The sequence below is a fragment of the Sphingomonas sp. AP28 genome, assembly GCF_056680455.1.
The window spans coordinates 57,277-78,451 of sequence record NZ_JBWXQI010000003.1; the positions used below are offsets into that span (position 1 = coordinate 57,277).

The 21,175-nt window shown below is 64.2% G+C and carries 22 protein-coding genes, 2 pseudogenes and 1 riboswitch; of the genes and pseudogenes, 14 read left to right on the plus strand and 10 right to left on the minus strand.

The window, feature by feature from the left end:
• The first annotated feature begins 22 nt into the window (after positions 1-22).
• The 10 genes from AC1MH0_RS21385 to AC1MH0_RS21430 are packed head-to-tail and all read left to right on the plus strand — an operon-like array spanning position 23 to position 7,250.
• On the plus strand, positions 23-940 hold the full coding sequence (locus AC1MH0_RS21385; RefSeq protein ID WP_480962149.1) for an MBL fold metallo-hydrolase: 918 nt from the start codon (positions 23-25) through the stop codon (positions 938-940).
• On the plus strand, positions 940-1,377 hold the full coding sequence (locus AC1MH0_RS21390; protein WP_183937832.1) for a YeeE/YedE family protein: 438 nt from the start codon (positions 940-942) through the stop codon (positions 1,375-1,377). The genes AC1MH0_RS21385 and AC1MH0_RS21390 overlap by 1 nt, the downstream gene beginning before the upstream one ends.
• Positions 1,377-1,802 (plus strand): DUF6691 family protein, encoded by a 426-nt coding sequence (locus AC1MH0_RS21395; RefSeq protein WP_037529424.1) that lies wholly within the window; start codon positions 1,377-1,379, stop codon positions 1,800-1,802. The genes AC1MH0_RS21390 and AC1MH0_RS21395 overlap by 1 nt, the downstream gene beginning before the upstream one ends.
• Positions 1,803-1,820: 18 nt before the next feature.
• On the plus strand, positions 1,821-2,255 hold the full coding sequence (locus AC1MH0_RS21400) for a protein tyrosine phosphatase family protein (RefSeq protein WP_183937834.1): 435 nt from the start codon (positions 1,821-1,823) through the stop codon (positions 2,253-2,255).
• On the plus strand, positions 2,252-3,484 hold the full coding sequence (locus AC1MH0_RS21405) for an NAD(P)/FAD-dependent oxidoreductase (protein ID WP_480966179.1): 1,233 nt from the start codon (positions 2,252-2,254) through the stop codon (positions 3,482-3,484). The genes AC1MH0_RS21400 and AC1MH0_RS21405 overlap by 4 nt, the downstream gene beginning before the upstream one ends.
• On the plus strand, positions 3,481-4,263 hold the full coding sequence (locus tag AC1MH0_RS21410) for a sulfite exporter TauE/SafE family protein (RefSeq protein ID WP_037529349.1): 783 nt from the start codon (positions 3,481-3,483) through the stop codon (positions 4,261-4,263). Before AC1MH0_RS21405 ends, AC1MH0_RS21410 begins: the two co-directional genes overlap by 4 nt.
• 32 nt (positions 4,264-4,295) lie before the next feature.
• Positions 4,296-5,072, plus strand: coding sequence for a TlpA disulfide reductase family protein (locus AC1MH0_RS21415; RefSeq protein ID WP_260171718.1), 777 nt, complete (start codon positions 4,296-4,298; stop codon positions 5,070-5,072).
• Positions 5,069-5,695: a DsbA family protein gene (locus AC1MH0_RS21420; RefSeq protein WP_037529343.1), complete on the plus strand. Its 627-nt coding sequence runs from the start codon at positions 5,069-5,071 to the stop codon at positions 5,693-5,695. Before AC1MH0_RS21415 ends, AC1MH0_RS21420 begins: the two co-directional genes overlap by 4 nt.
• Before the next feature lie 2 nt (positions 5,696-5,697).
• Positions 5,698-6,339, plus strand: coding sequence for a DsbA family protein (locus AC1MH0_RS21425; RefSeq protein WP_480966180.1), 642 nt, complete (start codon positions 5,698-5,700; stop codon positions 6,337-6,339).
• Between the two features lie 20 nt (positions 6,340-6,359).
• Positions 6,360-7,250, plus strand: coding sequence for an MBL fold metallo-hydrolase (locus tag AC1MH0_RS21430; RefSeq protein WP_480966181.1), 891 nt, complete (start codon positions 6,360-6,362; stop codon positions 7,248-7,250).
• 156 nt (positions 7,251-7,406) lie between these two features.
• Here AC1MH0_RS21430 and AC1MH0_RS21435 read toward each other — a convergent pair whose 3' ends face one another.
• A complete protein-coding gene (locus AC1MH0_RS21435; RefSeq protein ID WP_037529330.1) occupies positions 7,407-7,673 on the minus strand; it encodes a hypothetical protein in 267 nt (88 codons plus the stop codon).
• A gap of 20 nt (positions 7,674-7,693) precedes the next feature.
• Positions 7,694-8,257: a recombinase family protein gene (locus AC1MH0_RS21440; RefSeq protein ID WP_056496550.1), complete on the minus strand. Its 564-nt coding sequence runs from the start codon at positions 8,255-8,257 to the stop codon at positions 7,694-7,696.
• Positions 8,258-8,395: 138 nt separating this feature from the next.
• On the opposite strand from AC1MH0_RS21440, the gene AC1MH0_RS21445 reads away from it, so the two are divergent.
• Complete coding sequence (locus AC1MH0_RS21445) at positions 8,396-11,353, plus strand: Tn3 family transposase (RefSeq protein ID WP_480966182.1); 2,958 nt, start codon at positions 8,396-8,398, stop codon at positions 11,351-11,353.
• Between the two features lie 201 nt (positions 11,354-11,554).
• Here the strand turns inward: AC1MH0_RS21445 and AC1MH0_RS21450 are convergent, their stop codons facing one another.
• The 4 genes and pseudogenes from AC1MH0_RS21450 to AC1MH0_RS21465 form a co-directional block, all read right to left on the minus strand.
• Positions 11,555-12,037, minus strand: coding sequence for a c-type cytochrome (locus AC1MH0_RS21450; protein ID WP_037529331.1), 483 nt, complete (start codon positions 12,035-12,037; stop codon positions 11,555-11,557).
• Positions 12,038-12,049: 12 nt separating this feature from the next.
• The gene (locus tag AC1MH0_RS21455) at positions 12,050-13,285 is read right to left on the minus strand and encodes a molybdopterin-dependent oxidoreductase (RefSeq protein ID WP_055982114.1); all 1,236 of its coding nucleotides are present in this window, start codon (positions 13,283-13,285) and stop codon (positions 12,050-12,052) included.
• Between the two features lie 89 nt (positions 13,286-13,374).
• A pseudogene (locus AC1MH0_RS21460) lies at positions 13,375-14,526 on the minus strand (TDT family transporter).
• A complete protein-coding gene (locus AC1MH0_RS21465; RefSeq protein ID WP_055982119.1) occupies positions 14,523-15,395 on the minus strand; it encodes a LysR family transcriptional regulator in 873 nt (290 codons plus the stop codon). The pseudogene AC1MH0_RS21460 and the gene AC1MH0_RS21465 overlap by 4 nt, the downstream one beginning before the upstream one ends.
• Before the next feature lie 146 nt (positions 15,396-15,541).
• Between AC1MH0_RS21465 and AC1MH0_RS21470 the strand changes: the two genes are divergently transcribed.
• Positions 15,542-16,609, plus strand: a complete 1,068-nt coding sequence (locus AC1MH0_RS21470; protein WP_037529332.1) for a sulfite oxidase — start codon at positions 15,542-15,544, stop codon at positions 16,607-16,609.
• Positions 16,606-17,118 (plus strand): MgtC/SapB family protein, encoded by a 513-nt coding sequence (locus AC1MH0_RS21475; protein WP_052149081.1) that lies wholly within the window; start codon positions 16,606-16,608, stop codon positions 17,116-17,118. Before AC1MH0_RS21470 ends, AC1MH0_RS21475 begins: the two co-directional genes overlap by 4 nt.
• 51 nt (positions 17,119-17,169) lie before the next feature.
• Here AC1MH0_RS21475 and AC1MH0_RS21480 read toward each other — a convergent pair whose 3' ends face one another.
• Genes AC1MH0_RS21480 through AC1MH0_RS21495 form a run of 4 tightly spaced genes read right to left on the minus strand, consistent with a single transcriptional unit; the run spans position 17,170 to position 20,230 of the window.
• Positions 17,170-17,940, minus strand: coding sequence for an anti-sigma factor family protein (locus AC1MH0_RS21480; protein ID WP_037529333.1), 771 nt, complete (start codon positions 17,938-17,940; stop codon positions 17,170-17,172).
• Positions 17,937-18,446, minus strand: a complete 510-nt coding sequence (locus AC1MH0_RS21485; RefSeq protein WP_055982122.1) for an RNA polymerase sigma factor — start codon at positions 18,444-18,446, stop codon at positions 17,937-17,939. Before AC1MH0_RS21485 ends, AC1MH0_RS21480 begins: the two co-directional genes overlap by 4 nt.
• A 1-nt stretch (position 18,447) precedes the next feature.
• Positions 18,448-19,887 (minus strand): YncE family protein, encoded by a 1,440-nt coding sequence (locus tag AC1MH0_RS21490; protein WP_056496544.1) that lies wholly within the window; start codon positions 19,885-19,887, stop codon positions 18,448-18,450.
• Between the two features lies 1 nt (position 19,888).
• Positions 19,889-20,230, minus strand: coding sequence for a DUF305 domain-containing protein (locus AC1MH0_RS21495; RefSeq protein ID WP_081974599.1), 342 nt, complete (start codon positions 20,228-20,230; stop codon positions 19,889-19,891).
• Between the two features lie 188 nt (positions 20,231-20,418).
• Positions 20,419-20,495: riboswitch (Fluoride riboswitch) on the plus strand.
• A gap of 23 nt (positions 20,496-20,518) precedes the next feature.
• Here AC1MH0_RS21495 and AC1MH0_RS21500 point away from each other — a divergent pair.
• Positions 20,519-20,845 (plus strand): annotated as a pseudogene (locus AC1MH0_RS21500) (voltage-gated chloride channel protein); the annotation flags it as partial.
• Between the last annotated feature and the right edge of the window lie 330 nt (positions 20,846-21,175).

Here is a 21,175-nt window from a genome sequence, read left to right on the forward strand (position 1 = left end):
TATTGATTAAACGGAGATGGTCATGGACCCGGTTTTGAGCGAAGCCAACGCCCAGATCAGACGCGCAAAAACGGCCGGATCGCCGGTCGTTCAGTCCTTCTTTGATGAGCCCACCAACACAGCGACCTACGTCGTTTGGGACGCGGCGACGAAAAAAGCTGCGATCGTCGACAGCGTCCTCGATTTTGACGCCGCGGCGGGCCGGACCAAAACTGCGTCGGCGGACGCAGTGATCGCTTACGTGCGGGATCAGGGACTGACGGTCGATTGGCTGTTGGAAACCCATGCACATGCCGATCACCTGTCTGCGGCACCCTATCTTCAACAGGCGCTTGGCGGGCAGCTCGCGATCGGTCGTGAGATCATCCGGGTCCAGAACGTATTTGGCAAAATCTTCAACGCTGGCACCGATTTCGAGCGCGACGGTTCCGAGTTCGACCGGCTGTTCGACGACGGCGACCGCTTTGCCATCGGCAACATCGACGCCGTTGCGCTGCACGTGCCCGGCCATACGCCGGCGGACATGGCCTATGCCATCGGCGACGCGGTCTTCACCGGCGATACGCTCTTCATGCCCGACTACGGCACCGCGCGGGCAGACTTCCCTGGTGGCGACGCACGCCAGCTATTCCGCTCGATCCGCCGGCTCATGCAGCTGCCGGACGAGACGCGCCTGTTCCTCTGCCACGACTACAAGGCGGTGGGTCGCGACCAATATGTCTGGGAAACGACTGTAGGCGCGCAGCGTGTCGGCAACGTGCATGTCCACGAAGGGGTCAGCGAAGACGACTTCGTCGCGATGCGGACCAGTCGCGATGCCACCTTGTCGATGCCCAAGCTCATCCTGCCCTCGATTCAGGTGAACATGCGCGGTGGTCATTTGCCGGAGCCGGAAGCCAACGGCACCCGCTACCTCAAGATCCCGCTGGATGCGTTGTGATGCTGGGCTTTCCGCATGCCATGCCGCTCGAAGGCTTCATCGGCGGGCTGATGATCGGTGTCGCCGCGGCGATCATGCTGCTCGGAAACGGTCGCATCGCCGGAGTCAGCGGCATGTTCGCGAGGGTTTTGGGTCTTTCCGCTGGAGGTCCACCATGGGCAATCGCGCTGCTTTTCACCGCGGGTCTGCCTTTGGGCGCGGGTATTGTTGCAGCCAGCTTAGGCGTGAAGGCCAGCTTTCCGACATCGCTTTCGCTGATCGCCGTCGCCGGTCTGATCGTCGGTATCGGAACACGGCTCGGGTCCGGGTGCACCAGTGGGCACGGCGTATGCGGCCTGTCTCGCCTGTCGCCCCGGTCCATCGCCGCGACCGCTACGTTCATGGCGACCGGCGTCGTCACGGTCACGATCATGCGTCTGTCCGGGGTAATACTGTGATGCGCCAGAACCTCATTTCACTCGCCAGCGGGACGCTGTTCGGCGCCGGCCTTGCCGTCTCGGGAATGATTGATCCGGCGCGCGTGCGGGCGTTCCTCGATGTCACCGGCGCGTGGGACCCGACCCTGGCGTTCGTCATGGCGGGCGCAATTCTGCCGATGGCGATAGCGTGGTTCGTCGTGCGGCGTTGCTCGACCCCGATCGCGGCCGAACAATTTCACACGCCCGCCACCTCGCCGATCGACCGGCGCCTCATCGGCGGTGCGGCCTTGTTCGGCATAGGCTGGGGCATCGTCGGATTGTGCCCAGGTCCCGCCATTGCCGCACTGGCGATCCAGCCTCTGCCGGCATTGGTCTTCATCGCTGCAATGGCCCTCGGCGTTGCCGTCCACCGCTTTGCATTCACTTCCCGCCGTTCGGCCTGATCAGACAGGAGACATCACATGGCTTTCAAGCAGATCACCTCGTCCTTCTCTGCCGCCCCCCAGCTGACGCAAGACGACCTCGCCGCTGCCGCGAAGGCAGGATATCGCTCGATCATCTCAAGCCGCCCGGACGGCGAAGAGGCGGGCCAGCCGAGCGCGGAAGAAATGGCCCGAATGGCAGGCGAACATGGTCTCGCGTTTGCCCATGTCCCTATCGTACCGGGCAAGGCGACTGACGCCGATGCGGATCGCATGAAGGAGGCGCTAGCCACACTGCCACAGCCTACGCTCGGCTTCTGCCGTAGCGGGACACGCGCGGCGACCTTGTGGGCGTTGGCCGAGGCCGATCGCGCCGATCCGGCGACGATCATCGCCCAGGCAAAGGCTGCCGGGTACGACCTTGCCGATTTGACGCCTGCGCTGAAGCGCCGTTCCGAAAGGGTGGATCAATGACCTACGACGTCATCATCATCGGGGGCGGTGCCGCCGGCATCGCGACAGCCTCCAGCATTCTGAAGCGCAACGCCAAGGTGACGATCGCGGTCGTCGATCCGGCCACGGACCACTATTACCAGCCTGGCTGGACGATGGTCGGGGCCGGCGTCTTCACGCCCGAGCAAACCCGCAAGGCCGAAGCCGATGTGATGCCTAAGGGCGTCCGCTGGATACGGTTGCCCGCGATCACCATCGACCCCGACCGCAACGCGATCGAGCTCCAAGACGGTGGCACATTGACCTATCGCGTTCTGGTCGTCGCGCCCGGGCTGCGCCTGGCGTGGGAGAAGATCGAGGGGCTGCCTGAGGCTCTCGGCCGCAACGGCGTCACCTCCAACTACCGCTACGATCTGGCACCCTACACCTACCAGCTCGTCAAGGAGTTGCGGCAGGGGCGGGCGCTGTTCTCGCAGCCACCCATGCCGATCAAGTGCGCCGGCGCACCGCAGAAAGCGATGTATCTCTCCTGCGACATCTGGCGGGATAGCGGCGTTCTCCCAGCTATCGACGTCGAGTTCCATAATGCCGGCGCAGCCCTGTTCGGGGTCCCGACCTACGTCCCGGCGCTGATGGAATATGTCGAGAAGTACGGCATCGATCTCAGGCTTGAGTCCAACCTGGTCGCGGTCGACGCCGATCGTCGCGTCGCCACGTTCGAGCGCAAGCAGGACGGCGTCTCCGAGCGGATCGAACGTGAGTTCGATATGCTCCATGTCGTGCCACCTCAGGTGTCACATGCGGTCGTCGCCAATAGCAAGCTCGCGGCTGCGAACGGCTTCGTCGAGGTCGACGAGACTACGCTGCGGCACAAGCGATTTGAAAACATCTTTGGCCTTGGCGATGCCGCTGGCACCAGCAATGCCAAGACGGCCGCTGCTGCTCGCGTCCAGGCGCCCGTGGTCGCCGTCAACGCGCTGGCCGCGCTCGACGGCAGACCCCCCGTTGCCGACTATAATGGTTACGGCTCATGCCCGCTCACGGTCGAACGCGGTAAGATCGTCCTCGCCGAGTTCGGCTATGGCGGAAAGCTGCTGCCCAGCTTTCCATCCTGGCTGCTCGACGGAACGCGTCCCACGCGCGCCGCCTGGTTCCTGAAGGAGCGCATGCTGCCCCCGATCTACTGGCAGGGCATGCTGAAAGGCCGCGAGTGGATGGCCGCCCCGCATGAAATCGGCAAGGCAGCATGACTCTCGAACCGATCCAGTATCTGCTTGGCGCCCTTTCGGGCAGCTTGGTCGGATTTACCCTTGGCCTCGTAGGCGGCGGGGGCTCGATCCTCGCCGTACCGCTGATGGTGTATCTGGTGCGCGTGCCCGATGCGCACCTTGCAATCGGCACGAGTGCGTTTGCCGTGGCAGCCAATGCCGCGACCGGTCTTATCGGTCATGCCAAGGCTCATACCGTAAAATGGCGGTGCGGGGGCATGTACGCCACAGCGGGCGTCATCGGTGCGCTGCTCGGATCCACCGTCGGCAAGGCCGTCGATGGCGGCAAGCTGCTCTTTCTGTTCGCGCTTGTCATGGTCGTTGTCGGCGTCCTGATGCTTCGCGGGCGGGGTGATGCAGGTAATCCCGGTGCGGAATGCAACCGGGAGAAGGCACCCAAGGTGCTGGGCTACGGCCTTGGGACGGGCTTGTTCTCAGGGTTCTTCGGCATCGGAGGTGGCTTTCTGATCGTTCCGGGCCTGATCGGATCGACGGGTATGCCGATCCTCAACGCTGTCGGCACGTCGTTGATTGCTGTCACCGCCTTCGGCCTGACGACCGCCGCCAATTATGCATTCTCCGGGCTGGTCGACTGGCCGCTTGCCTTCGTCTTCATTGGCGGCGGGGTCGTCGGCGGGTTGATCGGCACACGCATGGCCAAGCGCCTTGGCTCGGGCGGAACGCTTACCACCGTCTTCGCGGTGCTGATCTTCGTCGTGGCAGCTTACATGCTCTGGAAGAGCGCAGGCGCGTTTCTCTGATGGGAAGCGCGATTGCCATCGGACCGCTCATGATGGCGGTTGAACGCGGACTGGCGGTGCTATGCATCGTCGTGTTCCTGGGGCTGACAACCTTGGCAGGGCGGTTCCGCTTCCCGCGGGTGTCCACGGTCGCCACCAGTGCCATCGTCGCTGGACTGGTGGCGGCGCGGATCGGCTATGTCGCGGCACATTGGGCGAGCTACGTCGAAGCGCCCCTATCCATTTTCGCCGTCTGGCAGGGCGGCTTCTCCGCCATCGCCGGCATCATTGGTGCTGCCGCGACGCTGGCCTTCCAGCTTGGCCGAACACGCGCCTTGGCGGCGGGCTGGGGGGCATTGGCGATAGCGGGTGGCCTGTGGTTTACGCTCCAGGCGCTTATCCCGCCCGTGAACTACGGTCCGTTCCCCTATTATCTAACGTTGACGACGCAGCCCGGAGTTCCGCTTCCGCTTGCACGCTTCCAGGGCCGCCCCTTCGTGATCAATCTATGGGCGACATGGTGCGGGCCGTGCCGGCGCGAGCTGCCGATGCTCGACGCCGCGGCAACGCGCAATCGGGATGTGCCGATCCTGCTCGCCGATCAGGGTGAGGCTCCAGCAATCGTCACCGGGTTTCTTACCCGTGAAGGCATCGGCGTGAGCAATGTCGCGCTCGATCCTGCCCGTGGGCTTTCCCAAGCCCTCGAAGTCGCTGGCTATCCCGCAACCGCCTTCGTCGCTGCGGACGGAACGATCGTGCAGCTTCAGCTTGGCGAGCTGTCACGCGCCGCCCTCGCTGATGGGATCGATATGGCAAGGAAACACCGATGAACCGACGCAACCTTCTCTGTCGCAGCTTTCTGGCGTTGCTCGCCGTCGCCGTGCCGGCAATGCCAGCAGTCGCGCAGCAACCCGATCTGTCGCGTAAGGCGGTCGTAGACGATCCCGTTGCTCCGAAGCGTGCCGGCCGAGCCTATGACGTCACCGTTGTCGAGTTCTTCGACTACAACTGCCCCTATTGCCGTCGCATGGAGCCGGTGCTGAACGCTCTGCTTCGCTCCGACCCGAAGGTGCGGATCGTGTATCGGGATTGGCCGATATTCGGACCCGCCTCCCGTGAGGCGTCCCGGGCGGCCGTCGCGAGCCAGTGGCAGGGCAAACATGCCGCCTTTCATGAGGCGCTGCTGACCTCGCCGGCACGGCTCGATAGCGCCGGGGTTAAGGCCGCTGCCGCGAGAGCCAAGGTAGACTGGCCGCGTCTGCAACGCGATCTGAAGACCCGCGGTGCAGAAATCGATGCGCTCCTCGCTCGTACCAACGCCATCGCTCAAGCGATCGGGTTCAACGGAACACCGGCGCTGATCGTCGGCTTACAAGTGGTGGCCGGCGCGGTTGATCTGCCGACGCTACGCCGGCTTGTCGCAACGGCGCGCAGCAAGCCTCAGGCTCGCTGAACATGCCAGAGCCGCTCAATCGCAGGCAGGCAGTCGGGCTTGGGGCCGTCGTCGTGACTGGTTGGGCAGTCGGACAGATGCTGCGACGCACAGCGCCGATCGGTCGCGACGTTGGTCCGACCGCTGACCTGATTCTGGCGGGCAGCGGTTCGCCTGAATACGGCCCTGCCAATGCCACGCTGCGACTTGCCGTGTTCACCGATTATCGTTGCCCGGCCTGTCGTCACGCCTTCCCCGCACTGGAAGAGGCGGTGCGACGCGATCGCAAGGTTCGGGTCATCTACAAGGACTGGCCGATCTTCGGTCCGCCGTCCGAACGCGCCGCGAGCGTTGCGCTCGCCTGTGCCGAACAGGGCATCTACCCGGCCGTTCATCGCCAGCTGATGACCGACAGTCGTTTGATCGACGACGACATGCTGAGGGACATTGTCACCGGCGCTGGCGGGGACTGGCTGCGCGCGACGACCTGGCTTGCTGCGCATGCACAGGCTGTCGCAGCGCGTCTGCGCGCGAACGGCCAAGAGGCCTATTCGATCGGTTTGGCCGGCACCCCGGGCTTTCTTGCTGAACGCATGCTGGTGATGGGCGCGATCGAAGCAGGTGATTTCGAACGATTGTTCGCGCGTGCGCGGGCGGAAAGCTGACAGAGCGAGAGGACGAAAACATGATCGAGTATAAGCACGATGGCATGACCGTTGCGTCGCTCCATGACGAACGCACTGGTAGCTTCCAATATGTTGTCGTCGACGACACTACGAAAACGGCCGCGATCATCGATCCAGTCCTGGATTTTGACCCGCGCGCTGGTGCGACCGCGACCCGCAACGCCGATCTGATCCTCGACTATGTGCGTGAGAAGGGGCTGACGGTTGAATGGGTGCTCGACACCCACCCCCATGCCGATCACTTCTCAGCCGTTCCGTACCTCGCCGGCAAGACCGGTGGCAAAACCGCGATCGGCAACAAGATCGTGGAAGTGCAGAAGCTGTGGCGGGACATCTACTGCCTGCCCGATCTCGCCGTCGACGGCAGCCAGTGGGACCGGTTGTTTGCGGATGGCGAGCGTTTCCGGATCGGTACGCTAGACGCTCAAGTCATGCTGTCCCCGGGCCATACGCTCGCCTCGATCACTTATGTCGTCGGTGACGCCGCGTTCGTTCACGACACGCTTATGGTCCCCGATAGCGGCACAAGCCGGGCAGACTTCCCGGGTGGTGATGCTCATGCGTTGTGGCGCTCGATTCGCGCCATCCTCGATCTGCCACCCGAAACCGCAACCTATGTCGGGCATGACTATGGAAAGGATGGCCGGGACGTACTCGGTCACTCGACCGTCGCCGATCAGCGTCGCGACAACATCCATGTTCACGATGGCATCGACGAAGCCGAGTTCGTCGCAACCCGCGAGAAACGCGACGCATCGCTCCCACTACCCGACCTGATGCTTACCGCGCTTCAGGTGAACATACGTGGCGGCCGACTGCCAGATGCCGACGAATGTGGGACGGCGTTTCTCAAGGTGCCTCTGAACCGGTTTGGACCTGGTGCTTCATAGCTCAGTCCGCGCTAGGGCAGCTGCTGTATCAAGTGTCAGAACCGAACGGTTATGACCCTCGGAGGGAGGGCGGCGGTATTCGACCATGCCGGGGTCACTGCACGAAAGTGAAGTTTACGTACGCTAGGATCGAACGAACGGCGAACGCGGACGGTCCTAACGTCTGAAGGGAATGACGACAGCCTGATCGAGGAAGACGCGCATGCCTTCTTCTTTAACGGTCTGGCGGAAGGCGGCATGAGCCGCATCGTCGGTCGCGAAGAGGTCATCCCACACCGTGGACGTTCCATTCTCATTTTCCACTTCGAGCGACCAACCCGGCTCATTCTCGAGCCTTATGATATTTACACTCACGGTGATGCCCTGCTCTGTAACGACGCCGGATAGGCTCGAAGTGACGATGTTGGGGTCGCGTTCGTGCATCACTCTTTCCTCATGCTTTGCTACGGTTTGGCAGCGGCGCCTTCGAGCGCCTTGTAGAGCGCTGTTTTACCGACTTTGAGCCGCGTGGCCGCCTCCCGGACCGTCAGGCCTGCCGCGATATGATCGCGCGCCTTGCGCAATTTGTCAGGCGTGATGACCGGACGCCGACCGCCAAGGCTCCCCCGTTCCCGCGCAGCCTTCAAGCCGGCGTTGGTGCGCTCGCGGATCAGGTCGCGCTCGAACTGGGCGAGCGAGCCGAAGATGTTGAACACGAGCATCCCGCCCGACGTGGTGGTGTCGATCTGCTCGGTGAGCGATCGGAAACCAACGCCACGCGCGGCCAGTTCGCCGACCTTTTCGATCAGGTGGCTCATTGAGCGACCGAGGCGGTCCAGCTTCCATACAACTAGCGTGTCACCGCCACGTAGATAGGCCAGGGCCTCGGCAAGCCCCGGCCTATCAGTTTTAGCGCCGGACGCATGGTCGTCGAAGATGCGCTCGCATCCGGCCGCGTTGAGCGCGTCGTTCTGTAGCGCCAGCTTCTGGTCGCCGGTCGATACCCGCGCATAGCCGATCAGCGCCACGGTCGGTTCCGATCTGTCCGTTGTCCCATCGATTTGCATTCTTGTCCGAATCGCCATCGCGGGTCCAGAGTTGACGGACATATTCATGCTGGCCGCCAGAGGACCGTCTGACGGACAGTGCGGGAAAGGTCGTGACGCATGGCAAGACGGCAGTTGCTGACACGCGAAGCGCTCGGCTCACATTACGATCCTCCAACCGACGAACGGGAGATCGCCCGTCACTTTACCCTCAGCCGTGAGGATCTCGATCTTGTCAGCGAACGACGTGGAGCGCCAAGCCGCCTCGGGTTCGCGCTGCTGCTGCTTTACATGCGTTGGCCGGGCCGCGTGCTGGAAGCCGGTGAGAAACCGCCGAGTGCCATCCTCGCCTTTGTCGGCGATCAGGTCGACGCGCCGGCAAAGGCGTTCGACGATTACGCCCGTCGCGATGAAACCCGCCGCGGGCATCTCGCCGATCTCATGCAGCGGTTCGGCTATACCGCTTTCGACCGTAACCACTTTCGCGAGATCGTGGCGTTCGCGATGCCGGTCGCGCAGACCGTCGCGCAGCCTCTCTTGCTTGCCGGCACCGTGATCGACGAGTTGCGTCGGCGACGGGTACTACTGCCGCCCCCGGCTGTCATCGAGGCAATCGTCAGGCACGCGCGCCAGCAGGCCGAACAACTCACCCATGAAATCCTGACCAGCGGCATTGAGCCTGACAAGCTCACGATGCTCGATGCCTTGCTGACCCGGCGGTCGGATCAGGGAACGACATGGCTGGCCTGGCTGCGCAATGCGCCGCAATCACCGGCACCGCGCAACATCCTGCGGCTGCTGGAACGGCTCGATCATGTCCGCAACCTCGGCCTCGACCTTGCGCGCGCCGCCATGATCCCATCAGCGACATTCGACCGGCTTGCCGACGAGGCGGTACGGATCACGCCGCAGCACCTCGGCGAACTGACCCCGCTACGCCGCCATGCGACACTGGCGGCCGCAACAATCCGCCTTGAGGAAAGCCTCACCGACGCGACGCTCACCATGTTCGATAAGCTTCTCGGCAGCATGGTACGCCGGGCGGAAAACCGAACGCGCGACAAGGCAATCAGGACGGTGCGCGAGATGCAGGGGCATCTGCGCACCCTGACCAACAGTTGCCGCGTGCTCATCGACGCACACGCCAAGGGTATCGACTCCCTCGCGCGTCTCGGCCCGTTCGACTGGGAACGGTTCGGCTCCGCCGTCGATCAGGCGGAAGTCCTGGTCCGCCCCGAGACGATCGACCGCACGGCCGAACTTATTGAGCGGCATCGCACGGTGAAGTTGTTCGCCGGGCAGTTCCTGCGGGCGTTCGAGTTTCGCGGTGCCGGGCCGGTGCAGGGAATTCTCGACGCGCTCGCCATCATCGCTGATCTCTACCATACTGGAAAACGACGCCTGCCTGACAAGGTGCCGCTGCGCTTCGTGCCGGCGGGCTGGCGTCCATTCGTAATCCGTAACGGTGTCGTTGATCGCGCGGCCTATGAACTCTGCGCACTGTCTCAGCTTCGCGATCGGCTGCGGGCCGGCGATATCTGGGTGGCAGGCAGCCGACAGTTTCGGGATTTCGACAGCTATCTCATTCCGCCCGCTACCTTCGCAGCGTTGCGCGAGAAGGGGCCACTTCCGCTCGCGATCGCGACCGGGTTCGTATCTCATATCGAGGATCGCCGTGAACGCCTGAACCGCGCGATCGAACGGGTAACGGTGCTGGCCCGGCAGGGCGAACTGCCGCAGGTCCGGCTCGACGAAAACGGGCTGATGATCTCCCCTTTGAAGGCGATCACACCGCCCGCCGCAGAGGTCGCCCGCCGCACCGCCTATGACCGTCTCCCCCGCGTGAAAATCACGGATATCCTGCTCGATGTGGATACGTGGACCGGCTTCGGCGACTGTTTTACCCACCGGCGATCAGGCCGTCCGGCCGACGACCGTAATGCGTTGCTGACCGTGATCCTTGCCGATGGCATCAATCTCGGCCTGACCCGCATGGCGGACAGTTGCCGTGGTGCCAGTCTGCGCCAACTCGCGCATCTGCATGACTGGCACATCAGCGAAGCCGCCTATGGCGAGGCGCTCGGACGACTGATCGAGGCGCATCGCGCGATGCCGCTTGCCGGATTATGGGGCAGCGGCATCAGCTCGTCGAGCGACGGACAGCAATTCCATGCCGGCGGGCGGGGCGCTGCGATCAGCGATATCAACGCGCGCAACGGCAACGAACCCGGTGTGTCGTTCTACACTCATATCTCGGACCAGTATGACCCGTTCGGCTCGCGCGTGATCGCCGCGACCGCGGGCGAGGCTCCCTATGTCCTCGACGGTTTGCTGTATCACCAGACCGGGTTGTCGATCGAAGAGCATTATACCGATACGGGCGGCGCGTCCGACCATGTGTTCGGGCTGATGCCGTTCTTCGGCTACTGCTTCGCGCCACGCTTGCGTGATATCAAGGAGCGCCGCCTGCACCTCCTGCCCGGGCAGGAAGCGGGGCCGTTGCTTGCCGGCATGGTTGGCGATCCGATCGCGCACGACCACTTAGCCGCGCATTGGGACGAACTGCTGCGGCTCGCCACCTCGATCCGAACCGGAACCGTCACCGCGTCGGCTATGCTGCGCAAGCTGTCCGCCTATCCGCGCCAGAACGGTCTGGCATTAGCGCTGCGCGAGCTCGGACGGCTCGAACGCTCGATCTTCATGCTCGACTGGTTGCAGGACATTGATCTGCGCAGGCGCACCCAGGCGGGGCTGAACAAGGGGGAGGCGCGCAACGCGCTTGCCCGCGCATTGTTCTTCAACCAGCTCGGCGAGCTGCGCGACCGCCAGTTCGAAAATCAGTCTTACCGCGCCTCCGGCCTCAACTTGCTGGTCGCCGCGATCATCCTGTGGAACACACGCTATCTCGAACGGTCACTGGCCGACATGGGAGCGCCGGACGATATTGCCCGCCATATCGCACCGCTGGGCTGGGAGCATATCGCGCTCACCGGCGACTATAGCTGGGAGCGGGACGATAGGCCGGCACCGGATCAGCTCAGGCCGCTACGCATCTCGCCCTCGCTCTTGGCAGCTTAGCCCTTTGTATGACCTGATACGCCCAAGTCGGTGATAGCGAGTAAATTGACCGTTCTCGAAAGCGGACATTTCGAACCACGGTTCTGACACTTCGCGCCGCGCAAGAATACGTGGGCCTGCGGCAGCTTCACAACCGTCCGGTTATGACACCAGCGACTTTCCCGATTGAGATGGTATTTTGGGATTATGGAAGTGGCTCGGTTAGCCGGTTCCACCTGAAACATCGGGAGCCACCTTGGGGTCGGGGTCCTGCGCCTTGCCGGTTGCGGGTGCCGCCTTCTGATGCGGCATGGCGGTGAGATAGGCGACGATTGCGTCGACGTCCTTCTCGGCCACCGGCGCCTTATACACCTCGCGCATCTTGGTGACGGTCGCCTTCCACTGAGCCGCCGATAGCGCAGGCTGGGTCAGCGCCATACTGGCCGAGTGGCATGAGGTGCAGTTGGCGTTGATGACGTCGGCGTGCGGACCATCGGGATAGCTCGCGTCGTCGACCGGCAGGTCGACGCTGGTCGAGGTAAGCGAGAAGCCGCGGGCCGACACGCTGACGGGGGGCGCCGGCTCGGACGTCTCGGAGATCGGGGCAGACGCCTTGCGGCTGCTCGGCGCACCTATCGAGATGAGGATGATACCGGTCAGGCCGATCAGGCCAGCGGCCATGATGCCGGGAGACGGGGTCTTCATGCTACTCGCTCCTCAGGCCGCAATGATGGTGGTGGTTTCGATGTTGCCGCGCATGAACCCGCCGGGGTTCCAGATCGGCTTCATCGGCTGGGCGACACCGTTGGCGTTCCAGCAGCGCACCATGATGGGGTTGGGACCGCGCCTAAGCGGCACGCGACCATCCCAGCGCCGGAAGCTATACTTGCCCTCGTCCGCTCCGAGCGTCGTCCTGTACCAAGTGCGGCCACCATCGGATGAGACATCGACCTTGGCGACGCCGCAGTCGCCGCCCATCGCGATCCCGCCAACCGGGATGGACGCTTCATAGGCGATCGCCTGGCCATCCGGCAGGCTGGTCATCCAGCTGCGCGGGATCATGCGATTGATCGGCACGGTCGGGAAGTCCTTGGCACCGGGCGCGACATTCGCGCCGGGTGTAGCCGGTATCTTGTAGGCCTTGGCCATCCAATACTGGTCGTCAGGGCCGGGCAGTACCTCGATCGCGTTCAGCATCTTGACCCAGTAGGTCGAATACCAGCCCGGGACGATCAGCCGGCAGGGAAAGCCGTTGAGGAGCGGCAGCTGCTCGCCGTTCATGCCGAAGGCGATCATCACTTCGCCGTCGCGGGCATGGTCGATGTCGAGCGCCTTCTCGAAGTCAGGGGCGCCCGTCACAACCGGCTGATCGAGCGCGCCGAAGCGCACCTGTACCGCGCCTGCCTTGACCCCCGCGAGGTCCAGCACGTCGCGCAGGCGCACGCCGAGCCATTTGGCATTGCCCATCGCGCCGTTGCCCCATTGCGCGCCGGCGACACGCGGCTGGAACAACCCACGGCTGTTGCCCGAGCACTGATTGACCGCTGCCATCTCGACGCGCGGCAGGCGCAGCAGTTGGGCAAGGCTGATCGACAGCGGTCTGTTGACGTGGCCGAAGACCTTGAGGCGAAAGCTCTCGACGTCGATCGAGGTCGGGATGTCGGCCCAGTGCCAGCGGACGAAGAACTGGTCGTTGGGCGTGAACACCGACTTGTCGAACACGTCCATCGGCGTCTCCAACAGCGGAGGATGGATGCGTTGGAGGATCATGCTGCCCTTGCCAGGAAAGGCGCTGGTCATCGGCCGCTCGGCATTGCCGCCAGGCAGCTTCAGGTCGACGAGCTGCTGCGCCAGCGCAGGTGCTGCGGCAAGGCCGGCGGTGCCGAGCGCCGTACGCCTGAGAAAGCGGCGACGGCTGGTTTCACTCGCCAGCGCGGCGTCAAAATTGTCCATGACAAGGCTCTCCTGTGGCCAGCCACGCTGGCGGATCGAAGGGGCGTTCTGCAAGTGATCGGACCGACTGATCCGATCATCAGGGTGGATCAGTTCGGGGTAGCGATGCAGGGCGAGACGAACAGGTTGCCGCGCCATGCTCCGGCGAGCGTCTTGGCACCGACCAGCAGCCACATCGCCGCGAGCGCGATCGTCAGCACCGTGCCGACGATACCGAAGAAGCCGAGGTTCAGCGTCGTACCGAGGCGGAAGGTGGCGACGGTGTAGACGCCGAGCGGGAAGGTATAGCCCCATCAGCCAAGGTTGAATGGGACGCCGGCGCGCCAGTAGCGGATGGTGATGAGCGTCGCGAGCGCCAGCCACCACAGGCCGAAACCCCACAGGCAGAGCCCGGCGACGACGCCGATCCCTTGCGCGACGGTACCGACACCGACCAGCCCGTGCGCCGCGAGGATCGCCGGCGCATCCGCCCCAAGCACCAGCATACCCAGCGCCCCGGTGCCGATCGGCCCCAGCGCGAGCCAGGAGGATGCCGCCATGCTCTCGTGCGGGAGCTTGTGGAGCGCCATGCGCAGGATCAGAACAGCGAGGATGCCAAACGCGACCGGCACCGAATAGGCCCACAGCACATACGAGGTCGCGAGCGTCACGATCTGCGCGTGGGGATCGGTCAGATGCGGAGCGAGTAGCCCGCCGCTGGCACCCGCCACTTCCGCTGCGACGACCGGCAGCAGCCATACCGCGGTCATGCCGTCCAGGCTGTGCTCGTGGCGGGTAAACATCAGGTAGGGGATCAACACGCCGCAGGCGAGCGACATGGCGACGTCGATCCACCACAGGACGTGTGCGACCGGCACGATGCCGTTACCGAATCGCGCGATCCCGAAGGCGAGACATCCGTTGATGATCGTCGCCAGGCCCATCGGGATGGTCCCGATGAACATCGACACGGTGTTGTGGCCGAAGATGCGCCGTGCCTCATGCCCGAACATCGCCCAGCGCGCGCCATAGAGACCGGCGAACAGGATGAAGAGCGCGATGTTGAAGAACCACAACACCTCGCCAATCGGTTTGAGCGCGGGGCCGATGCCGGGCACCTGCGGCAGCGCGAGAGCGAGGATGCCGGTGCCCATGGTCGCGGCAAACCAGTTGGGTGTGAACTGGCGGATCATCTCGCGCGGGTGATCGAGCCTGCTTAGCGGCTTGAGGCCGGTCAGGGCCGAAGGTGCGTCGGCAGTCATGCGACCTGCTCCTTGATGAGGTCCGTCAGCGCGTCGGCCGCGCGGGTGCGATAGCGTTCCTTGTGGCGCAGCGCGTGGAAGGCGCGATCGGGTAACTCAAGCGCCAGCTCGACCAGATCGCCGGCCTTGAGCGCGCGTGCGACGACCAATCGCGACAACACAGCGACGCCGGCACCGGCCTCGACCGCGGTACGCACCGCCTCGTTGGACGGCAGCGTCATCGCTACCGTCAGCTGGGCCGGATCAAACCCGCGCGTTCGCAGCACGTCCTCGAAGGTCGAGCGCGTGCCCGAACCCTGCTCGCGGACGATCCAGCGTGCAGCGCGAAGCCAGTCCTCGTCGACACGCTCGGCGTCCCTGCGTCCGACCAGCACCATCGGATCGCGTCCGACTTCCCAATGCGCCAGCGCTGGTTCGTCCACTTCGCCTTCAACGAAACCGAGTTCCGCCGCTCCGCTAAGGACCTGCGCTGCCGCGCCTTCGGTGTTGTCGATCGCCAGCTCGACCGCGATCTGCGGGTGGCGCTCGTGGAAGGCGGCAAGCCTTGCGGGCAACCAGTAGCTTGCGATCGTCTGGCTGGCGACGATCCGCAACGAACCACGGGCAAGCCCGGCATAGTCCGCCAGCATCGTCTCGGCATGCGCTGCCCGCCCCAGCACCGCGCGCGCTTCCTCCAGAAAGCCGCGGCCCGCTTCGGTCAGCTGGATGCCACGCCCGACGCGGTGAAACAGAGGAACCCCGTAGCGCGCTTCGAGGGCCGCGACCGCGCCGGAGGCAGCGGACTGCGTGACGTTCAGCACCTCTGCTGCCTTGGTGACGTGTTCGCGCTCGGCGACACCGACGAAGATTCTGAGCTGCTCCAGGGTCATGCAGCTTGTATCGCGGAAACTGATCGATACGACCAACCGTTTGATCTGTTTGTTCCAATCTGGATATCGGAACGATTGGTAATCCTTCGTCTGCGATAGTCTTGAAGGCTTGAAGCGATCCGCGCGCTTGCGGCGTTGGTTCGTCCATGACTGATATGATCGAGCGCAAATCCGATCCCTACAACGCCGAGCCGACGCCCGGCGCGCTGATCGAGCGGTTCCTGACGCCGCAGGCGCTGTTCTACGTGCGCAGCCATGGTGCAGTGCCCGATCTGCCTGCCGATCACCGGATCGAAGTGAGCGGGACGGGCATGGCGAGCCGCTCCTTCTCGGTGGAGGAACTGAAAAGCGCGTTGGCCACGCGGACGGTGACGGCAGTTCTCCAGTGCGCCGGCAACCGGCGCACGGATCTCCAGCAGGTCGCTAAAACGTCCGGCGACCCCTGGGACGTGGGCGCGATCGGCAATGCGGAATGGACCGGCGTACGACTGTCCGACGTACTGGATGCCGTCGGTGCGCCGAATGCGTCCGACCTGTTCGTGGCGTTCACCGGCGCGGACGAGGTGGACGTCGAAGGCGAGGAAGCATTGTTCGGGGTCTCGATCGCCATGGACAAGGCGCGGCAACCCGACGTCCTTATTGCCTGGGCGATGAACGGCGAGCCGCTGACGCCCGAACACGGCGCACCGCTCCGCATGGTGGTGCCGGGCTATGCCGGGGTGCGGAGCGCCAAATGGCTGACACGGATCGAGGTGCGCGAGACGCCATCCGACGCACCGATCCAGGCGCACGACTACAAGCTCTTTCCTGCCGATGTGACGAGCGACACCGTCGACTGGAGCCAGGGTCTGACCATCAATGCCATGCCGCTCAACGCCGCGATCTGCGTGCCCGGCTCTGGCGAAAGCCTGCCGGCCGGGGAGGTGCGGATCGAGGGCTATGCCATCGCCTATGATCGCCGCGTCTCTCGGGTCGAAGTGTCGGTAAACGGTGGTCGCGACTGGCAACAGGCGACGTTCACCGATGATCCGGAGGCGCACTGGGGTTGGCGGCGCTGGACCCTCGACGCCACGCTCGCCAAGGGGCGCCAGCACCTTGTCGTGCGCGCCTTCGACGAGACTGGACAGGGTCAGCCCGAGCGGCCGGATACGGTGTGGAACTTCGCCGGCTATCTGTGCACCGCCTGGCATCATGTGCACGTGCTGGTCGAATGATCGAAGCATCAGCGGCATCGGACCTCGGCTTCTGGATCGATGCGATCGGGCGGCTGGTGGTGGCGACCGCGGCTGGGATGGTGCTCGGCTGGGAACGCTCGCGCGAGAACCGGCAGATCATGGGATTGCGAACGCTGGGTCTGGTCGGTCTGGCGAGCTGCATCGCCGTGCAGGCGATCGTGCACAGTGGCTTGCCGAACGTAAACGCCGATGCCGCAGGACGGGCGATGCAGGGCATTCTGTCCGGCGTCGGCTTCATCGGTGCCGGCGCGGTGCTGCGGGTCGGCCAGGGTCAGGAAGTGCATGGATTGGCGACCGCCGCGTGCATCTGGGTCACGGCCACGATCGGCGCGGCAGCAGGGTTGGCGGTGTGGCCGCTCATCATCGGCGGGTTGAGCCTTGCGATGCTCGTACTGTTCGCGGGCGCTCCGCTCGAACGTCGCATTCGCGAGCGGGCCAGGCTGACTCCGGCAGAGGCCGACCGGAAGGATGCCGAGCGCAAGCCGTGATCCCGCTGGTCCGCCCAGTGCCTGTCGGCGCTAAGAAGCGGCCAGGCGCTATCAGGAGACAAGCCCCGCATCGGCCTGGCGCCGGACCTCATCGGCGATCGGATGCAGCTCGGCAGCGGGTCGCTCGCCCACTACACTATAGCCGATCCCGTCGACAGCCCATGTGACCCGGCCCATGGTCCCGCTGGACGTGCTGGTCATGCTTGCGCTCTTGTCGATTTGCATAGGCCTCGTCAGCACCGCGAGCTTTGACGCTTGCGGTCCATCGTAGAGGAGAAGAACCGCAGGGCCGTGGGGCGTCGCGACCAATCGCCCCCCGCCATAGCGGTAACCGGCTGTGCTGAGGTCCGGGATGGTCACGCGCTCACCCAATCGGGCGGAGGTCCACCGGATCAGCATGGCGCGCTGGTCGGGGCCGATTTCCGCCGGTCGTATCCGGTCGGCGGCATAGACACGGAAATTGTCACTCGCCTCGTTGGCCAGCGCCGCGATGCCCGCGCGGGGTTCGCCGCTCCAACGCGCACTCGACCAGCCCCCGCCAAACCCGACCGCCAGCAGAAGCGACGCGGCGATGGCGAGTTGCCAACGCGGTTGGCGTTGCCGTCCCCTGATGGCTGCGACGCGCATCGTCGCCGGGATAGGTTCATCCGCGATTGGAGCGAAAAGCGATGCAAGGGCTCGCGCCTGCTCCGCCTGCTCCCGCAAACGGGCATGCACGTCCGGCTGGCCTTCAAGGTAAGCGTCGACCAGACGCTGCCGCTCGGGCGACAGCCTGCCATCGATCCACGCGGCCAGATCGTCCTCTCCGATCGGGCTGGTCATCGAATACTCCTTAATCGTGGCCGTTCACCCTCCCGGAGGAGCGTCGCCAGACGGTCGCGCCCCCGCGATATGCGCGACATCACCGTTCCCAGCGGCACACCGACGACGGCAGCGACTTCCCCATATGACAGACCTTCGACGGAAATGAGGAGCAGCACCGTCCGCTGCTCCTCGGGCAACGCATCAAGTGCGCGCAACAGGTCTCGGTGGTGCAGGCCTGCGTCCTGATCGGCCGGGCGACCGAGCGCAACGTCGTCCACGAGGTGGAGCGGAACCGCCGTACCTCGCCGGACATGCTGCCGCTTATGATCGACCAACAGATTATGCAGGATTGCATAGACCCAGGGGCGAACCTCCGTCCCGCGTCGTTGCCGCCAGCGCCCGACCGCGCGCTCAAGGCAATCCTGCACCAGGTCATCCGCCATCGCCTGATCGCGCAACCACGACCGGGCATAACGGCGCAGACCGGGGACCAGGGGCTCGATCGCGGCGGCAAGCGGGTCCATCTCAGTCGCGCTGCACCTGCACGATGCGGCCCGGTGCGCCATTCACTACCTCGGCGACCGCCAGAAAGCGCCGGGGGGCCGCTGCACTGCCCTGAACGATCTGCCGGATCGGACCCGATGCGTTGACGATCGCCGCACCTGCCGGATTGCTCATGAAGTTCGCAAGCGGCTCTACCGCACCGCTGCCGTCCGCGTTGGCGGTGAGCACGAGCATGTAAGGCTTCTTGGGCTGCAAACCGGTAACGGCACTCTGCACGACCTGAATGATGCCCTGGTCGAAGAGGGTAATGCTGCTTGCCGCACCATTGCCGCCAATCGGCCCCATGTTCAGATGCACCGCCTTGCCTGCCGTACCGAGCGGTTGGAGATTGTCGGTGCCGGGGCCTGTCGGAACAGCGTTCGGCACATAGGCGATCGCCTGCGGTGCCTGTCCGACCGGCACGGTGGCAACGACCTTGTTGCCGGCGGTGTCGATCGCGGCAAGTTCATCGGCATTCTCCAGCCCGACATAGATGCGCCGGCCGTCGCCCGATGGCCAGACGCCGTGCGGCATCTTGCCGACCGGGATGGTGGCGACAAGCGCGAAGTCGGACGTGCGGAACACCTTCACCGCGTTTTCCCCGCCCACCGTGACATAGGCGAACTGTCCCTTGACCGTGCGGGCGAAGTTGACGTGATTGGTGATCGGTCCGGTATCCAGCACCTTGAGGATCGCGAAAGGCGGCTTGGCATCGAATGCGACCGTCTTGCCGATGTCCTTCAGCGTGAACCAAACCTGCTTGCCGTCCGGCGTCGCGGCGATGTTGGGACAGAACGGACTCGGCTGCGCCACCTGTCCGACCTGCGCGTGGGTCGAGACATCGAACACGGCCAGCACCGGATTGAATGAGGAACAGACATAGCCGTATCGGCCATCGGGAGAGAAGATCGTCATGCCCGGACCACCGGGCGTCTTGATGCGACCGGTCTCCTTGTACGTCGTGGGGTCGAGCACGGCGATGTAATCCTCGCCGCGTACCGTGACCCACACCTCCTTGCCGTCCGGCGTGAAGAACGCCTCATGCGGACTGCGCCCGACATAGGTCGTGTGCTTGACGGTGTTGGTGGCGGTGTCGATCCACGACACGGCGTTGGATCCGATCGACACGACCGCCAGTGTTTTCCCGTCCGGCGAGAAGCCGAGGCCGTGAACCAGCACCTGCCCCTTGTAGAGCGGGGAAAAATTCATCGGCTGCGGATCGCCGAGCTTGATGACGCCGAGCAACCTGTTGTCGGCCGGGTCCGTTACCGACACCGTGTTGGAGAATTGTTCGGATGCATAGACGCGGTCGCGGTGGCTGACAGGCACGTCCTTGGCGTTCCACGGCGCCTGCTGAGCCATGGCAATGCCCGGTGCGGCGCTCATCAGCAAGGCGGCCGAGAGCAGGAAGGTCCGGATCATGTCAGTGCTCCATATGGCTGTGGTGGTCGCCGCCCTGCGTCGGGGCTGGCGTCGAAGGGGGTAGCGGCTGACCGATCGCCAACTTCATGGCGGCGATCTCCTGCTGCTGATCGATGATGATCTCCTGCGCGATGCGCTTGAGCTGCTCGTTATGGCCGTAGCGCAGCTCTGCCACCGCCATATCAATGGCGCCCTGGTGATGCGGAAGCATCATCGCGACGAAATCGCGGTCGACGTCGCCGGACGGCTTGACCATCATGCCCGCCATCATCCGGTCCATCGCGGCAGATACCATGCTGGCGTAGCCATCGGCGGGGGCGGCCGCGACTGCGCCGGTGAGCATGGCCGAAGCAGTCAGACCCAGCATCCAATTTCGTCTACGCATAAGCCTCCTGCGGATCAGTCTCGAAAGGGTAGACGACGCCCGTCGGGGTTTATTCCATGGGTGAGCCAATTATTGATCCTCAGCAAAACAATCGTCTCATCGTGACCCTGCCGTTGGTTGACCAGGTCGCCGTCGGACAGCATATGCTCGGGCACGGCGATGGATTTCCGCCGGGCCATTCGGCCGAACCGCCCTCGCAAGGGCCGATGATTCCTACCAGGCGCCGTAAGGCAGCAAGGAGGAATCGTGCGCGCGACATTTCGCAATCTCTACGACCAGTTCAACATGGCAGCGTTCATTCGCGATCGCCGCACCCATGCCATGTCGGTGCTGCGGTGGGCTTTGATCCTGGTCCCGATGGCCGCAACGGTGGGAACGCTCTGCGCAGCCTTCCTGTGGAGCCTCGATGCCGTAACCCGGATTCGCTTCGCCTTTCCCTGGCTGCTCTACCTGCTGCCGATCGGCGGGTTCGTGGTCGGACTGCTCTACCATCTGACAGGGCGCTCGGTCGAAGGTGGCAACAATCTTATCGTCGAGCAGATCCACGAAAAACTCGGCAAGCAGGCAGTGCGACGACCTCGCGCGTAATATGACTGCGTTGAGGTGACCAATTTTAACAAGAAGTTGCAATGATAGGCATGATACGAGAAGAATATTGCCCTGACCGACGCCTCTTCCGAGCCGAAGCAACTTTTTCAACAGCCTAGAACGGTTATGACACCGCTCAAAGACAGCTTTCAACCATCCCGAAATCTGCCTGTCGCCTAACCACCGATCCGTGTCGTTCGCTGTTCGTTCGGGCCTGGCGTACGCAAAGCGCACTTTCGTGCAGTGACCCCATGCCGGCTCGGAAAGCTGCCCGGGCGCTAACCACCGCTTTTTGCCGTCCGTAAGCCAACGGAT

Excerpts from the sequence above, each read along its gene's own strand:
- AC1MH0_RS21385 (WP_480962149.1), top strand. The coding sequence starts at position 23 with ATGGACCCGGTTTTGAGCGAAGCCAACGCCCAGATCAGACGCGCAAAA.
- AC1MH0_RS21390 (WP_183937832.1), top strand. The coding sequence starts at position 940 with ATGCTGGGCTTTCCGCATGCCATGCCGCTCGAAGGCTTCATCGGCGGG.
- AC1MH0_RS21395 (WP_037529424.1), top strand. The coding sequence starts at position 1,377 with ATGCGCCAGAACCTCATTTCACTCGCCAGCGGGACGCTGTTCGGCGCC.
- AC1MH0_RS21400 (WP_183937834.1), top strand. The coding sequence starts at position 1,821 with ATGGCTTTCAAGCAGATCACCTCGTCCTTCTCTGCCGCCCCCCAGCTG.
- AC1MH0_RS21405 (WP_480966179.1), top strand. The coding sequence starts at position 2,252 with ATGACCTACGACGTCATCATCATCGGGGGCGGTGCCGCCGGCATCGCG.
- AC1MH0_RS21410 (WP_037529349.1), top strand. The coding sequence starts at position 3,481 with ATGACTCTCGAACCGATCCAGTATCTGCTTGGCGCCCTTTCGGGCAGC.
- AC1MH0_RS21415 (WP_260171718.1), top strand. The coding sequence starts at position 4,296 with ATGGCGGTTGAACGCGGACTGGCGGTGCTATGCATCGTCGTGTTCCTG.
- AC1MH0_RS21420 (WP_037529343.1), top strand. The coding sequence starts at position 5,069 with ATGAACCGACGCAACCTTCTCTGTCGCAGCTTTCTGGCGTTGCTCGCC.
- AC1MH0_RS21425 (WP_480966180.1), top strand. The coding sequence starts at position 5,698 with ATGCCAGAGCCGCTCAATCGCAGGCAGGCAGTCGGGCTTGGGGCCGTC.
- AC1MH0_RS21430 (WP_480966181.1), top strand. The coding sequence starts at position 6,360 with ATGATCGAGTATAAGCACGATGGCATGACCGTTGCGTCGCTCCATGAC.
- AC1MH0_RS21435 (WP_037529330.1), bottom strand. The coding sequence starts at position 7,673 with ATGCACGAACGCGACCCCAACATCGTCACTTCGAGCCTATCCGGCGTC.
- AC1MH0_RS21445 (WP_480966182.1), top strand. The coding sequence starts at position 8,396 with ATGGCAAGACGGCAGTTGCTGACACGCGAAGCGCTCGGCTCACATTAC.
- AC1MH0_RS21450 (WP_037529331.1), bottom strand. The coding sequence starts at position 12,037 with ATGAAGACCCCGTCTCCCGGCATCATGGCCGCTGGCCTGATCGGCCTG.
- AC1MH0_RS21455 (WP_055982114.1), bottom strand. The coding sequence starts at position 13,285 with ATGGACAATTTTGACGCCGCGCTGGCGAGTGAAACCAGCCGTCGCCGC.
- AC1MH0_RS21465 (WP_055982119.1), bottom strand. The coding sequence starts at position 15,395 with ATGACCCTGGAGCAGCTCAGAATCTTCGTCGGTGTCGCCGAGCGCGAA.
- AC1MH0_RS21470 (WP_037529332.1), top strand. The coding sequence starts at position 15,542 with ATGACTGATATGATCGAGCGCAAATCCGATCCCTACAACGCCGAGCCG.
- AC1MH0_RS21475 (WP_052149081.1), top strand. The coding sequence starts at position 16,606 with ATGATCGAAGCATCAGCGGCATCGGACCTCGGCTTCTGGATCGATGCG.
- AC1MH0_RS21480 (WP_037529333.1), bottom strand. The coding sequence starts at position 17,940 with ATGACCAGCCCGATCGGAGAGGACGATCTGGCCGCGTGGATCGATGGC.
- AC1MH0_RS21485 (WP_055982122.1), bottom strand. The coding sequence starts at position 18,446 with ATGGACCCGCTTGCCGCCGCGATCGAGCCCCTGGTCCCCGGTCTGCGC.
- AC1MH0_RS21490 (WP_056496544.1), bottom strand. The coding sequence starts at position 19,887 with ATGATCCGGACCTTCCTGCTCTCGGCCGCCTTGCTGATGAGCGCCGCA.
- AC1MH0_RS21495 (WP_081974599.1), bottom strand. The coding sequence starts at position 20,230 with ATGCTCACCGGCGCAGTCGCGGCCGCCCCCGCCGATGGCTACGCCAGC.